A 13,600-nucleotide genomic window follows, 5' to 3' on the forward strand; every position below is an offset into this window, starting at 1 on the left:
AGATAGATCTATTTTTGATATGAACTTTGATCTTCAACATCAATATATTCAATATAACCACGTCCTTCGACTGGTTGTTCCAGATATTCACCTGTAAAAGTGTAAGCACTGGCATAACCAATCCCATGTCCATAACGGAATGGGCTATCGATTTCCGCAGAAATATTTAAAACGTTCTGATCAGCATTATTTTTGACAGACCAGATAAATTGTTGCGGTAGACGCATTTTTTTACCGCTTGGAGAAACATGTGCATTCGGCTGATTGCTGATGACCTTAAATTCAACATTGGTATAGATTTCAGCAGGTCGGTCGGTGTGGCGGACATGCAAAGTATAGGCCGCAGGTTGCCCAAGAATATCCGCTTTAGTCAGAAGTAGCTGAGTTGTTTCAGTTAGATTAATGATTTGATAAGTGAAAAAATCAAGTGGTAATTTATACGCTTCTGGGAGTAGCTTTTTCACGACACCATGTGCACCTGCTGCTCGTGCATATTCGTAGGTACATAAGCCTTCAGCAGGGGTAACTTGACCTTGATATTCAAGCTGACCTTTAAAGTTTGCCAATAAACTAAAATGATCATAAATCGGGGTTTTGATAAACCATGAAACCTGATCGCTCACATCCAGATCAAATTCAAAACTTAAGCCGTGATAAGCGCCCTTGAGTTGAATATGGGGCAATGTCCCTTGAATTGAGACTTCTTCTCCAAGTTGAATGACTGATCCATTGTCTTGAATATTGGTATTTTCTGGAATGACGTAGGCTTTTAAGAGATGCTCGTCGATTGCAGCTGTACTCGAAAAGAATGTTGCTGTTTTTCTTGGATCACCCAAAGTAATATCATCATGGTCGAATGCCAGCGCACCGGGTGTGCCAAGCAAAATCATAATATTTAAATAACGATGTGGTTCAGGCAGAAGTGGAAAGAAAATTCCATAATGTGTCCATGTATAGAACTTTTCTTGTGTACGTGGTCGGATAATATCGGGCTGGGAAAATGGCAGGGTTGAATATTGAATTGCTTGATCTAATGTACCCTGCGCCAAGAGTAGGCCTTTACCCATGATTTTGCTGGTGAGGGAAATGGGAGGCAACTGTTTTTTCATCTTGTTTCCTAAACTTTATCGAAGCTAAAAAGTAGGTTATGAAAAACAATTGCCCATGCTAAGCGGAAATAAGGACAAAGCTACGGCTTTTCAGGACATTTATGCAGATGCTTTGTTGGACAATTTTTCCAGATTTTGTGAGCCGATCCAGTGTTTTGAGAATTGATAGGCGGCACGGCCAGAACGTTGTCCACGAGCCTGACACCATTTTAAACTTTCACTACGCACTAAGTCGTTATATTCCAGATCAGCTTTAACAATATAGTGCTCTACAATTTGTAGATAGAGCTGCTGATCCATTGGATAGAAGGATAACCACATGCCAAAGCGATCCGAGAGTGAAATTTTCTCTTCAATTGCTTCCTGTGGATGCAGTTCGGTATATTGCGGCACATCTACTTTTTGCACAGGCGTATTTTCATGCATAAATTCAGGCAATAAATGACGGCGATTACTGGTCGCATAAATAATAAAATTGCTTGAACCTGATTGCAGTGAGCCATCCAATACGCTTTTCAGGCTACGATAATTTTCATCTTCAGCGTTAAACGCCAGATCATCACAATAGACAATGAATTTCTCGGGACGATTTTCAATGAGTTTCTGAATTTTAGGTAAATCAGATAAATCATCACGTTCAATTTCGATCAGGCGTAAACCTTGCGCTGAATATTCGGTCAGGAGGGCACGTACAATCGAAGACTTTCCTGTGCCTCGCGAGCCGGTAAGTAATACATCATTGGCGGGTAAGCCATTCAGAAACTGCAAGGTGTTTTGAATGATCTTGTCTTTTTGGCGTTCAATCCCTTTTAAATCTTCCAGATACATCTTCTTCGGCTGCTGTATTGCGACCAGCTGCTGATTTTCCCAACGAAACGCAATTGCAGAGAAATCTGTCGGTTGTTTTGGAGCGGGAAGCACTTGCTGAAGCTGTGTTAAAACATTCGATAAGGACTGGATGATAGATTCTGGTAAATCAAGGATAGCCATAAATACAAACCAACTTAATGATGAATAGGGATACTAACATTGCTATTACTGAAATAAAGAAAATATCATCAGAAATATCGAAATAAATCGATTTTACCCTTGATTGTTACGGCGGCTTTTTGCATTGTATAGGTGCAAGAATTCAAAAAATATGCCGAAAATCAGGAACGCGAATGTTTAATAGAGTTCAAGAAAAAAAGAATACATATCAGTCGCATAGGGTTGATGTGTTGCAGGAACACTTACGACATGCAAGCTCTTATGATGAATGGAAAGAAATTGCACTAAAACTGGATGAAGACTCAGGCCATGAAGCATGGAAATATGACAATGAATCGCCTTATTTTGATGCAGAGATTTTGTCTAAGCGCTATAACTTATTAAAAAAGTATCGGACTCAGCATCGGACACTGGATCTGATTTATGTATTAAGAGAAGGATTGTCCTATGATTTTGCCAATATTGGTCATCCGATGTTATTTGCGGAGACTTATATTGGAACAAAAAAGATTATTGAAAATTATGTCGAGGAAATGAGCGACTGTTTTCGTTATCTTGCCTCCAGTGAATGCATTACCTTTCAGTTAAAGGAAAAAATCCAGTTTTTTGAAGAATGCCAGACTGCTTATGGACAGCCAGCCTTGATGTTTTCTGGTGGCGCAACTTTGGGGCTGTTTCATACTGGTGTGTGTAAGGCTTTGCTAGAGCAGGATTTAATGCCACGGGTGTTATCGGGTTCTAGTGCTGGGGCAATCATGACTGGTATGCTGGGTGTCTCTGCATCGGATCAGGTTCCTGATTTGCTCAAGGGTGAGCATTTCTTTAGTGATGCATTCAAGTTCCGAAAAGTGAGTGAATTGATCAGAGGGCATGGCGGTATTGCGGATGTCATGTATTTAAAACAATTCCTGATGCAAAACTTGGGAGATGTGACTTTTGCGGAAGCTTATCAGCAGTCCAAGCGCCATATTAATATTGTGATTGCTCCGTATAACACGGCACAAAGCCCACGGATCATGAATGCATTGACCGCGCCGAACGTGTTGGTCTGGAGTGCCGTTCTGGCCTCCTGTGCCGTTCCGGTCTTGTTTCCCCCTGTGCATCTGACCAGTAAACGTTATGATGGACAACATACGCCGTATCTTGCTAACACCAAATGGGTGGATGGTAGTATGCGCAGCGATTTCCCGCAGGAAAAAATGGCTCGCTTGTATAATATTAATTACACCATCGCCAGTCAGGTCAATCCGCATATTGTGCCGTTTATGCAAAGTGATTCTGATCGCTTCCGTAGAGATGTATTGAGCTGGCCTGAGCGGATTGTACGTCGCCAAGGCAAAGCCATTGCACTTGAAGTGATGGATCTGACACGTAACTATGCAGGAAGTTTTTTCCCGATCCGTCGCGCTCTGGATCATGGTTATGGCATTTTGGGGCAGCGCTATTATGGTGATGTGAATATCATTGCCAAATATGGTTTGCGACACTATAGCTATATGTTGAAAAATCCACGACCAAAACTGTTCAAAGTGTTGCAGCGAGAAGGTGAGCGGGCAACCTGGCCGAAAATATCTGCAATCGAAACCCATGCAAGGATTGGTAAAACCATTGAGCATTGTTTAACATCATTGCGAAAGCAGGAAGAAAAGCAGCAGAATGAGTTTTACTACGTGGATCTGTGATCCCAAGATTGAACTTAAAAACTTGGCATTAATGACCAAAGCGCAAAGCTATGCCTTTGGGCGACGCTTATATAGCTTTGAACTTCATCAGCAGCCTTACTGGCTTAAATTCCATCATTCAAATACACATGAGGGCTTTGAACAGGCGCTATTGCGCGAGCTAGATTTTTATCAGCATCGCCAAGACCTAGAAGGCTTTTTATTGCCCCATCAAATCATTCAACTGAATCCTTTTAAACAGCAACTAAATTGTACTGGTGATGAGATTGGATTGGTCACCGTTGCTGCAAAAGAGTTTTTTACACCTCTTTCGGGTACCTGTGACATAGAGCTCATTAAACAAAAGATCGTTGAAGCTTTAGATGCATTGAATGGTTTACACCAAGCGGGCTGGATTCATGGGGATTTAAAGGTAGAGCATTTTCGTGTTCACGCTAACGCTTGCAAGCTAATCGACTTTGAACAGACTTTTAGAATTGGGCAATCCATTCAAACTCTGGATGCAACACCGCATTATATGGCGCCAGAACTGTTTCATGGCGTAGGGAAGAGCATTCAAAGCGATTTATATGCTTTTGGAATTATTGTTTATGAATGGTTGACGCAAACTAGATTACAGGCTCAAAGCTATCATGACTGGGCGATCTTGCATTGTCAGCAACTACACATTCAGCTTCCAGAACGATTACAGTGCTTTTTGCCAATGTTGATAGGCCTATTGTCCAAGCATGTACAACAACGATTGAGCTCTGTTGAAGCGGTAAAAAGCGCTTTAAACACTATGAATTCGCTTTAAAAGTAAACATAACACCTTGATTTGAATATTATATGTACATTTGAGTGGTTTTTTTGCGAGAAAGACTTGTCATAAAGAAAGTTTCTCTCTAATATGCATACCCATCGGGGGCGTGGCGAAATTGGTAGACGCACTGGATTTAGGTTCCAGCGCCGCAAGGTGTAAGAGTTCGAGTCTCTTCGCCCCCACCAAATTTAAAAAGCAAGTTCAATCTTGCTTTTTTTATGGTTAAGTCTCTTAGGCTCTAATCATGTGGTTATAGAGGATTGGTGTAATGGTAGCATGACGGTCTCCAAAACCGTTCGTCAAGGTTCGAGTCCTTGATCCTCTGCCAAATTTGAAAAGGACTTTTTAAAAAGTCCTTTTTTTACGTCTGTCGTTTTTAGTTGTATATTAAAAAAGCATTAGGTTTCATAGACATGATTTTTTTATAAAAAGGACTTGTCATGGAGAAAGTTTCTCTCTAATATACACACCCATCGGGGGCGTGGCGAAATTGGTAGACGCACTGGATTTAGGTTCCAGCGCCGCAAGGTGTAAGAGTTCGAGTCTCTTCGCCCCCACCAAATTTAAAAGGCAAGAACATCTTGCTTTTTTTATGGTTAGACCTGTTAGGTACTAATCATGCAGTTTAGAGGATTGGTGTAATGGTAGCATGACGGTCTCCAAAACCGTTCGTCAAGGTTCGAGTCCTTGATCCTCTGCCAAATAAATAGAAGGGCCCTTGTGAAAGCAAGGGCTTTTTTATTGTCTGAATTTTATCTCCTATTGTTATTCTAAAACTAACTTCTTTTACTACTAGTATTACTTGTAGTTTGAATTAAGAGTTACTGACTTACTTTTTGTGATCATATGGCTAGGGGTGTTATGAAGAGGCCAATGATTTAACGCATTATTCTTATGCCATCCCGACATATTTAAATAGAAATTATGTTATTAAAAACACTATTGTGAATATTTATATACTATAGTATTTTTCTTATGTTAAATTAATTTCTTTTAGAGAAAATTTTTGTCAGATTTTGAATGTAGATGTAGAGATAAAAAATGTTAAAAATTCGTATGTCACGTCCTGATGAAGGTGCTCAGACCGTTGCAATCTGGAAAAGTTCTGTTGATGCAACGCATCATTTTTTGAAGCCAGATGATCGTATCGAGATAGAAAGAGAAGTCATTGGCTTTTTTTCAGAAACGCCTGTATGCGTTGCTGTGAATTCGGAAGATCAACCCCTAGGTTTTATGTTCTTGCATGAAGGGCATATGGAAGCATTATTTATTGATGCGACAGCTCGAGGGCAAGGCGTTGGAAAGTTTTTGTTATCCCATGCTTTAACGCTACATCCCAATCTCAGCATTGATGTGAATGAACAAAATCAGCAGGCAGTAGGATTTTACCAGCATCTCGGTTTTCAGGTAACAGGCCGCTCGGAGCTTGATAGTCAAGGTCGAGCATATCCATTGTTGCATCTTGCGATCGAACCCAAGGCTTAATGCTGTTTTTATTGACACATTATTGGTGTCGGATGAGATGGATAGAACATCAAAATCGCGCTGATCATGAAGTGTTAAGCCTGTTTTTGGCCAAAACTAACGATATAAACACATGGTTGTTGATCATTCGGATTGGTTAATTGGCAATCTGTGGGAGCGGTGAGTGCGATACAGTCCCCAGTTTCCAGATGAAAGACGTGTGTGTCAACTTGAATATCAAGTTGCCCACTTAACAGCCAAATGGTCTGACCACTGAGATGCTGGTATGCGCTTGAAGGAATGCTGAGTTGACCTGCTGCTGGAATTTCAACTTTAATCATTTCTGGAATTGCACCAGCGGGAGAAATCGACCAACGGGTAATGCCAAACTGGTGATCTGTCCAATATTGTTGCTGTTGCTTTTTTAACACCAACACATGTGTATTTTGATTGAGTTCAGCTTCTGCAAATAGTTTAGATAGGGTAATCCCCAAAGCACTAGCTAAGCGGCTGAGAATGGCTGCACTAGGGCTAGAAGTCCCGCGCTCAACCTTGCTGATCATTGCTTGACTGACTCCTGAATGCTGAGCTAATTCGGCAACCGTCCACCCCTTACTCTTTCTTTGCTTAAGCAATAAGCGAGCGATTTCAGTATCAAGTATCTGAATGTCAGCTTTTTCGATCATCATATGAACCTTCATTTTGAACTGACATATTATGCGATAGAAATGAGCTGGATGTTGTATGCAATGTCTATATTAATGTGCTTGATCAAAGTTCGTATTTAGGCAAATTCATTATTCTTGGTGTAGTGCCATGAATATGGTCCTCTAATAATAAAAAAATTTTCACATTGTCACTGTCAATGAATAAATTGCTAAAAAACAGCTCATTTTTTGCTTAATTTTAAATTTTGTATGGCAATTAGTTTTTGAATAATAGAGTTATCAATCTGAATATGCATCTGGTGATGCTATTTGATTTTGGTTTCAGGTTGATGAAAGTGGTCAAAAAAGACTTGCATAATTAAAGTAAGCTCAGCCGAAAATTGGCCTAGCTAGGGAAAATTTAATAATTAAGGAATAACAAATGTTGGTATTGTGCATGGTTCAGCAAGGAAAGCGTAATCGGGATAGCATTACGCAACGAGATCGTTACTGTGGGACTGGTTCATTTTTTAATAATTCAAAATAAGGACCAAATCGCATGATGATTATTCGTTATATCGAGCAGAAAGATATTCATGATCTTTACCATTTGGCGCAAAAAGCAGGTTTTGGCTTAACCTCCCTGCAACCGGATATGGAAATGCTGGCTGCTCGTATTGATCGGGCTGTAAAAACAGTGGTAGGTAAATTAGATAAGTCGGAGCAGGGTTATTTATTTGTACTGGAAGATACCGCTCTCAATAAAGTCGTGGGTGTGTGTGGCATTGAGGTGGCGCTCGGGTTAAAAGAGCCGTGGTATAACTTTCATGTCGGTACACAAGTTCATTCGTCAGAGCCTTTGAATGTTTATAAAGCGCTGCCGACCTTGTATCTCAGTAATAATCATACCAATTGCAGTGAACTCTGCACCTTATTTCTAGATCCTGATTATCGCTTAAACAAGAATGGTAAGTTCCTTTCCAAAGTTCGTTTTTTATTTCTATCCGCGTTTAGGCGATATTTCGAAGAAACGATCGTTGCTGAAATGCGTGGATTTTCTGATGAGAATGGACATTCACCTTTTTGGGATGCAGTCGGTCATAAATTTTTTGATATGGATTTTGCCAAAGCGGATTATTTAAGTGGGACAGGCAAAAAGGTCTTTATTGCAGAGTTGATGCCACGTCATCCGCTTTATGTCGATATGTTACCTGATGAGGCCAAAGCGGTGATTGGTGCAGTGCATCCGAATACGGTTCCCGCCTATAACCTCTTGGTTGAAGAAGGACTGCGTTATAAGGGCTATGTCGATATCTTTGATGGTGGTGCAACGCTACAAGCGGATATCGAAAATCTAAGAGCCATTAAAGAGAGTCATGTGGTTCAGGTGCAGGTCGAGCAATCCGATCTGATCGCTGTAGGAGATGAGCCTTATATCGTTGCCAATGATGATTATGATAATTATCGCGCCATTCTCATCTATAACCATCCAGAACATAATCAGGTGAAATTAAGTGAACAGCAAGCGCGTGAGTTGCATGTCAAAAATAGTGATTCGGTTCGGGTGTTAAATATCAATATTCATCACAAGTCATAAAGCATGACCGCTTGGCTATTCGGGCATTTATAAGCGTGAAATTTATTTGACTTGTATTGTATTTTTTATGGTGTGAATCTATCAGTAGGAATTTTTAACTTCTTATGGATAGGTGATAGCAAAGATTATTTACATAAAAAATCCCTCTAATAATTAAATATATTTCACGTTTAATTGCTTGCTAATTGAGCAGAAAAGCGAGGTCTGCTCCTAAAGTGGCTGATGAATAGGATATGATGCTTGCGCCTAAAATAATTTTGATCAATAAGAACAGATTTTAGTAGCTCAATAAGCAATGCATGGAAAGGATTTATCGGTGAGGTGAATGAACTAAGATATTCATTTTAAAATAATTTTATTGAACGAAATGGAATTTTTATATTAAAGCAGCTTAAAAATATTTTATTTTTATCAAGTGCTTATAACGGTTGTTGTAAGTTGGAGTAAGGATTACATGAGTCATAATAAAGAAAAGCAACTTCAGGATGAAGACCTGCCAGGGAATCAGCAGGATGAGGAAAAGTTACAGCGCTCTTTGACCAATCGTCATATTCAGATGATTGCGATTGGTGGCGCAATTGGTACTGGTTTGTTTATGGGTTCTGGCAAAACCTTGAGTGTTTCGGGTACCTCCATTGTTTTAACTTATTTGATTATCGGCTTTTTCTTTTTCTTTGTGATGCGGGCGATGGGTGAACTGTTGCTGGCAAATACCAATTTTAAAACCTTTGCTGATTTTGCAACCGCGTATATAGGCCCTTGGGCTGGCTTTTTTCTGGGTTGGTCGTATTGGGGGAACTGGATTATTACTGCAATCGCAGATGTCATTGTGATTGGTGGTTACATGCAGTTCTGGTATCCCGATGTACCTGTTTGGATCCCGGCATTTACTTCGCTGGCGATTTTGACGATTTTGAATTTTGTCGCCGTCCGGATGTTTGGTGAGCTGGAGTTCTGGTTTTCATTAATTAAAGTCTCTGCCATTATCCTGTTTATCCTTGCAGGGATTTATTTAATTAGTACAGGCTTCACTTCTCCAAGAGGTGTAAAGGCTTCGATGAGTCATGTATTTGAAACTGAATCCATGTTTCCTTATGGTCTTACTGGCTTTTTGGCTGGGTTCCAGATTGCGATTTTTGCCTTTGTCGGGATTGAGCTGGTGGGTACCACGGCGGCTGAAACCAAAGATCCACATAAATCACTGCCGAAAGCGATTAACTCTATTCCATTACGTATCCTGCTATTTTATGTCGGGGCGTTGGTATGTATCATCGCAGTCACGTCTTGGGCAAAAATTTCACCAGAAAAAAGTCCATTTGTTGAGATGTTCTCCCTGATCGGCTTACCGATTGCCGCGGGCTTGGTTAATTTTGTGGTGGCGACTTCGGCACTTTCTTCTGCCAATAGTGGTATTTTTGCGACCAGTCGTATGCTTTATGGTTTGTCATTGGATAACGATGCGCCTAAAAGTTTTAGTAAATTATCGAAAAGAAAAGTGCCGATTCGTGGTTTGGTTTTCTCCATGACTTGCGTCACCATCGGTACTTCGATTTTATTTATTGTGCCGAATGTCATGACCGCGTTTACCATCATTTCAGCGCTGACTTCGATCTTATGTGTCTTTACCTTTATACTGATTGTTCTTTCTTACATTTGTTATCGTAAGAAGTTTCCTGAGTTGCATCAGCAGTCTAAGTTTAAAATGCCTGGCGGTTTAATCATGGCATGGTTCACGATGTCATTTTTGGTGTTTACCATTGTTATTCTGGCATTGGATCATGATACCTTGATTGCGCTGGCGGTTTCACCAATCTGGTTTTTTGGTCTGTTTATTGCCTATCGCCGTAAAAAGAAAAAGATGCTGGAGCTGGATGTATTAAAAGCCAGAAGTATGGATTATGTTTAAGCAGGGTTGAGTAGAGTGGTCCGAGTTTAAAACAAAAAAGCAGAGCCGAAGCTCTGCTTTTTTATGTCATCAGTTAGATTTTGCTGATTAAATCATTGATCTGTTTTGCTTGTTCAGCTGCATTACCTGTGTAGGTTGCAGGCGTAAGCTCAGCTAGACGAGTACGCTCATCTTCTGGAACTTGAGCAAGTTCGTCACCTTTAACGAAGTTCACCATCATGTCGCGCGTCATAGCTTGACCACGAGTCAGGGCTTTTAATTTTTCGTATGGCTTTTCAACGTTATAACGACGCATAACAGTTTGAATTGGCTCTGCAAGAACTTCTTGTGCTTGGTCTAAATCTTCATTTAAACGTGCAGCATTGAGTTCAAGTTTACCTACACCTTTTAAGCAGGCATCAAAAGCAATCAAGCTTTGCGCAAAACCAACACCCATATTACGTAATACAGTTGAGTCGGTTAAGTCACGCTGCCAGCGAGAAACAGGAAGTTTTTCACCAAGGTGGCCCAATACTGCATTGGCAATACCTAAGTTACCTTCTGAGTTTTCAAAATCAATCGGGTTTACTTTGTGCGGCATGGTTGAAGAACCAACTTCACCATCTTTTAACTTTTGTTTGAAGTAACCAAGCGAGATATAACCCCAAACGTCACGGTTAAAGTCGATCAGAATCGTATTGAAACGACGTAACGCATCAAACAATTCAGCCATATAGTCATGTGGCTCGATTTGTGTGGTGTATGGGTTAAATGCTAAGCCTAAAGACTCAACAAATGCTTGTGCATGTGCAGCCCAGTCAATTTCAGGATAAGCAGAAAGGTGAGCGTTATAGTTACCTACCGCACCATTGATCTTGCCAAGTAATTCAACATTTTCAAATTGCTTGATTTGGCGTGCTAAACGGTAAGCAACGTTCGCCATCTCTTTACCCAATGTGGTTGGGCTTGCAGTTTGACCATGCGTACGTGACAACATTGGCTGTTCAGCATGCGTGGTTGCCAAAGCAGAGATGGCATTAAGAAGTTGCTTCATGCTTGCAACTAAAACTTCACGACCATTTTTTAGCATCAATGCATGAGACAAGTTGTTAATGTCTTCAGAAGTACATGCGAAGTGAATAAATTCGCCAGCATTTTTTAATTCATCAATGTTGGCAATTTTTTCTTTAAGGAAGTATTCAACTGCTTTTACATCGTGGTTGGTGGTGCGTTCGATTTCTTTAATGCGATTTGCATCTTCTTCAGAGAAGTTGGTCACAATCGCATCTAGCGCTGCATTGGTTTCATTTGAGAATGGTGCAACTTCGATGATTTCTGCACGATTTGCAAGTGCTTGTAACCAACGCACTTCAACCGTGACACGAGCGTGGATTAAACCAAACTCAGACAAAAAAGGGCGTAGGGCATCGCATTTGCTAGCGTAACGTCCATCAAGTGGCGAGAGTGCGGTTAAAGCATTCATACAGATTCCTTAATTTTGGAATAAACATAAAAATAAAATCGTTGGCGCATCGGCTATACCACCTGATACTGCAAACGAGCGAGAGCTTGAATATCTTGCAATAATTTGCGTTTACTAAAGATCATACTCCACGAGCTGCCGCCAGATTGTTTCCATAAATGGGCCAGCTGTAAGCCTGTAAACAGGCAAGCTCGGATACGGTTGGTATGATTGATATCTTTAAATGCTTCTGCATTACCACGGACTAAAATGCGCGGATTGATTTGGCCTGCGGTTTCAACATAGGTTTGTGCGAGGTTGGCAATAATGCTTGGGTGCAAATAATTATTATCGAAAAAAGAGAGCTGTTTTAAGATTTTTTGTTGGGCGGTTTCAATAATTTTGACGTATTCAGGATTGCTGTAGACTTTCTTTTCCAGTTGCAATAAAGCCATTGCATAGGACATTGGTAACTTGGCAGTCGACATTTTTGGCACACGAGATTTTGGTGCAGTATTAAAAGGCTGGGTAATGCAGCCTTCTAAAGTTTTTAAACCGAGGGAAATGTCAGCAAGCTGATTAAAAAAATCGAGCGTTTGAGTCGCCTTATTTGAAGTAGGACGAATGTTTAGGCTGGCCTTGATCAGTAATTCAAAATAAAAATTACCACTATCACCAATGCTTTGTTGACCCGCCATCGCTGTCATATGCGTTAGCTGAGTTGCCTGAAAGACTGCCGCCAATGCCAAAGCACGGTTTTGTCTAACATTCAACGCTTGAGTGTGCTGAAAGGGTAACTCGACCATGCTTCGCTTCCAATTTCCTTAAATAAAATCTGGTTCAGGTGCATTAGTATGGTGAATCACACCACCGCCTAAGCAAACCTCTCCTGAGTAGAACACGACGCTTTGTCCTGGAGTCACCGCACGTTGCGGTTCATCAAATTCAACACGCACACCATTTTCAGTCTGTTCATCGCGGTAGATTGTACACGCTTGATCAGGTTGGCGATAACGGGTTTTTGCTGTGCAACGGAAACCTGTCGTTGGAATATCCTGTTCGCCAGCCACCCAGTCAATCGACTCACTCCAAAGCTGTGTGCTTTGCATCAATGGATGTTCATGTCCTTGTCCAATCACTAGTCGGTTATTGGCAATATCCTTATGCAGCACGAACCATGCGCCTTCTTGCACACCTTTCATACCACCGATACCAATACCACCACGTTGACCCAGCGTATAGTACATTAAGCCGTGATGTTCACCAACTTCTTTACCTGATTCCAAAACAATTTTTCCAGCTTGTGCAGGTAAGTATTGTTTTAAGAAATCAGTAAAGCGACGTTCACCAATAAAACAGATACCAGTGGAGTCTTTTTTCTTGGCAGTTGCCAGATCTAGTTCTTCTGCAATGCGACGAACTTCTGGTTTCTCGATTTCACCTACAGGGAACAAGGTCTTGTTAATTTCACGACCATGTACTGCATGTAAAAAATAAGTCTGGTCTTTATTGTTATCGATACCACGGAGTAATGGCGCATAGGTTTCACCACGAGAATTCTGCATGCTTGCACCACGACGCGCATAGTGACCTGTTGCAATGAAATCTGCACCTAAAGTCATGGCATGGTCGAGAAACGCACGGAACTTAATTTCTTTATTACAGAGAATATCTGGGTTAGGTGTACGGCCCGCAGCATATTCAGCGAGGAAATGCTCGAATACACGATCCCAATATTCCATGGCAAAGTTGGCAGTATGTAGTTTAATGCCGATTTTATCCGCAACCGCCTGAGCATCTGCCAAGTCTTCAAGTGCTGTGCAGTAATCCGTACCATCATCTTCTTCCCAGTTTTTCATGAAAAGACCTTCAACTTGATATCCTTGTTGAAGTAATAATGCGGCAGAAACAGAGGAATCTACACCACCAGACATACCGACGATGACACGTTGTTGCATCTAA

11 protein-coding genes and 4 tRNA genes are annotated in these 13,600 nt (G+C 40.9%); 9 read left to right on the forward strand and 6 right to left on the reverse strand.

Annotated features, from left to right (window positions below):
* Positions 1 to 8: 8 nt before the first annotated feature.
* A complete protein-coding gene (locus IEV36_RS10090; protein WP_005258595.1) occupies positions 9 to 1,109 on the reverse strand; it encodes a DUF6670 family protein in 1,101 nt (366 codons plus the stop codon).
* 99 nt (positions 1,110 to 1,208) lie between these two features.
* The gene (locus tag IEV36_RS10095) at positions 1,209 to 2,099 is read right to left on the reverse strand and encodes an ATP-binding protein (protein ID WP_004770492.1); all 891 of its coding nucleotides are present in this window, start codon (positions 2,097 to 2,099) and stop codon (positions 1,209 to 1,211) included.
* A 173-nt stretch (positions 2,100 to 2,272) separates the two neighbouring features.
* Between IEV36_RS10095 and IEV36_RS10100 the strand changes: the two genes are divergently transcribed.
* The 7 genes from IEV36_RS10100 (at position 2,273) to IEV36_RS10130 (ending at position 6,068) form a co-directional block, all read left to right on the forward strand.
* The gene (locus IEV36_RS10100; protein ID WP_004770491.1) at positions 2,273 to 3,781 is read left to right on the forward strand and encodes a DUF3336 domain-containing protein; all 1,509 of its coding nucleotides are present in this window, start codon (positions 2,273 to 2,275) and stop codon (positions 3,779 to 3,781) included.
* A complete protein-coding gene (locus IEV36_RS10105; protein ID WP_005258593.1) occupies positions 3,756 to 4,577 on the forward strand; it encodes a protein kinase domain-containing protein in 822 nt (273 codons plus the stop codon). Before IEV36_RS10100 ends, IEV36_RS10105 begins: the two co-directional genes overlap by 26 nt.
* A 106-nt stretch (positions 4,578 to 4,683) precedes the next feature.
* Positions 4,684 to 4,768, forward strand: a tRNA-Leu gene (locus tag IEV36_RS10110).
* A gap of 69 nt (positions 4,769 to 4,837) precedes the next feature.
* A tRNA-Trp gene (locus IEV36_RS10115) sits at positions 4,838 to 4,911 on the forward strand.
* 147 nt (positions 4,912 to 5,058) lie between these two features.
* Positions 5,059 to 5,143: transfer RNA gene (locus tag IEV36_RS10120), tRNA-Leu, on the forward strand.
* A gap of 67 nt (positions 5,144 to 5,210) precedes the next feature.
* A tRNA-Trp gene (locus IEV36_RS10125) sits at positions 5,211 to 5,284 on the forward strand.
* A gap of 340 nt (positions 5,285 to 5,624) precedes the next feature.
* Positions 5,625 to 6,068: an acetyltransferase gene (locus IEV36_RS10130; RefSeq protein ID WP_005258590.1), complete on the forward strand. Its 444-nt coding sequence runs from the start codon at positions 5,625 to 5,627 to the stop codon at positions 6,066 to 6,068.
* Between the two features lie 74 nt (positions 6,069 to 6,142).
* Here IEV36_RS10130 and IEV36_RS10135 read toward each other — a convergent pair whose 3' ends face one another.
* Positions 6,143 to 6,733 (reverse strand): helix-turn-helix domain-containing protein, encoded by a 591-nt coding sequence (locus IEV36_RS10135; protein ID WP_005258587.1) that lies wholly within the window; start codon positions 6,731 to 6,733, stop codon positions 6,143 to 6,145.
* 520 nt (positions 6,734 to 7,253) lie between these two features.
* On the opposite strand from IEV36_RS10135, the gene astA reads away from it, so the two are divergent.
* Together astA and IEV36_RS10145 are read left to right on the forward strand one after the other, a co-directional pair.
* Complete coding sequence (gene astA, locus IEV36_RS10140) at positions 7,254 to 8,291, forward strand: arginine N-succinyltransferase (RefSeq protein ID WP_005258586.1); 1,038 nt, start codon at positions 7,254 to 7,256, stop codon at positions 8,289 to 8,291.
* 454 nt (positions 8,292 to 8,745) lie between these two features.
* Complete coding sequence (locus tag IEV36_RS10145) at positions 8,746 to 10,197, forward strand: amino acid permease (protein ID WP_005258585.1); 1,452 nt, start codon at positions 8,746 to 8,748, stop codon at positions 10,195 to 10,197.
* Positions 10,198 to 10,270: 73 nt separating this feature from the next.
* On the opposite strand, the gene purB is transcribed toward IEV36_RS10145, so the two are convergent.
* The 3 genes from purB to mnmA are packed head-to-tail and all read right to left on the reverse strand — an operon-like array spanning position 10,271 to position 13,596.
* Entirely contained in the window at positions 10,271 to 11,659 is a 1,389-nt protein-coding gene (gene purB, locus IEV36_RS10150; RefSeq protein ID WP_005258584.1) for an adenylosuccinate lyase, read from the reverse strand.
* 53 nt (positions 11,660 to 11,712) lie between these two features.
* Positions 11,713 to 12,444: a high frequency lysogenization protein HflD gene (hflD, locus tag IEV36_RS10155; protein ID WP_004770483.1), complete on the reverse strand. Its 732-nt coding sequence runs from the start codon at positions 12,442 to 12,444 to the stop codon at positions 11,713 to 11,715.
* An 18-nt stretch (positions 12,445 to 12,462) separates the two neighbouring features.
* Positions 12,463 to 13,596, reverse strand: coding sequence for a tRNA 2-thiouridine(34) synthase MnmA (gene mnmA / locus IEV36_RS10160; RefSeq protein ID WP_005258581.1), 1,134 nt, complete (start codon positions 13,594 to 13,596; stop codon positions 12,463 to 12,465).
* Positions 13,597 to 13,600: the final 4 nt, after the last annotated feature.

Origin of the sequence: Acinetobacter vivianii, assembly GCF_014635885.1 — a bacterium.
Taxonomy (GTDB): Bacteria; Pseudomonadota; Gammaproteobacteria; order Pseudomonadales; family Moraxellaceae; genus Acinetobacter; species Acinetobacter vivianii.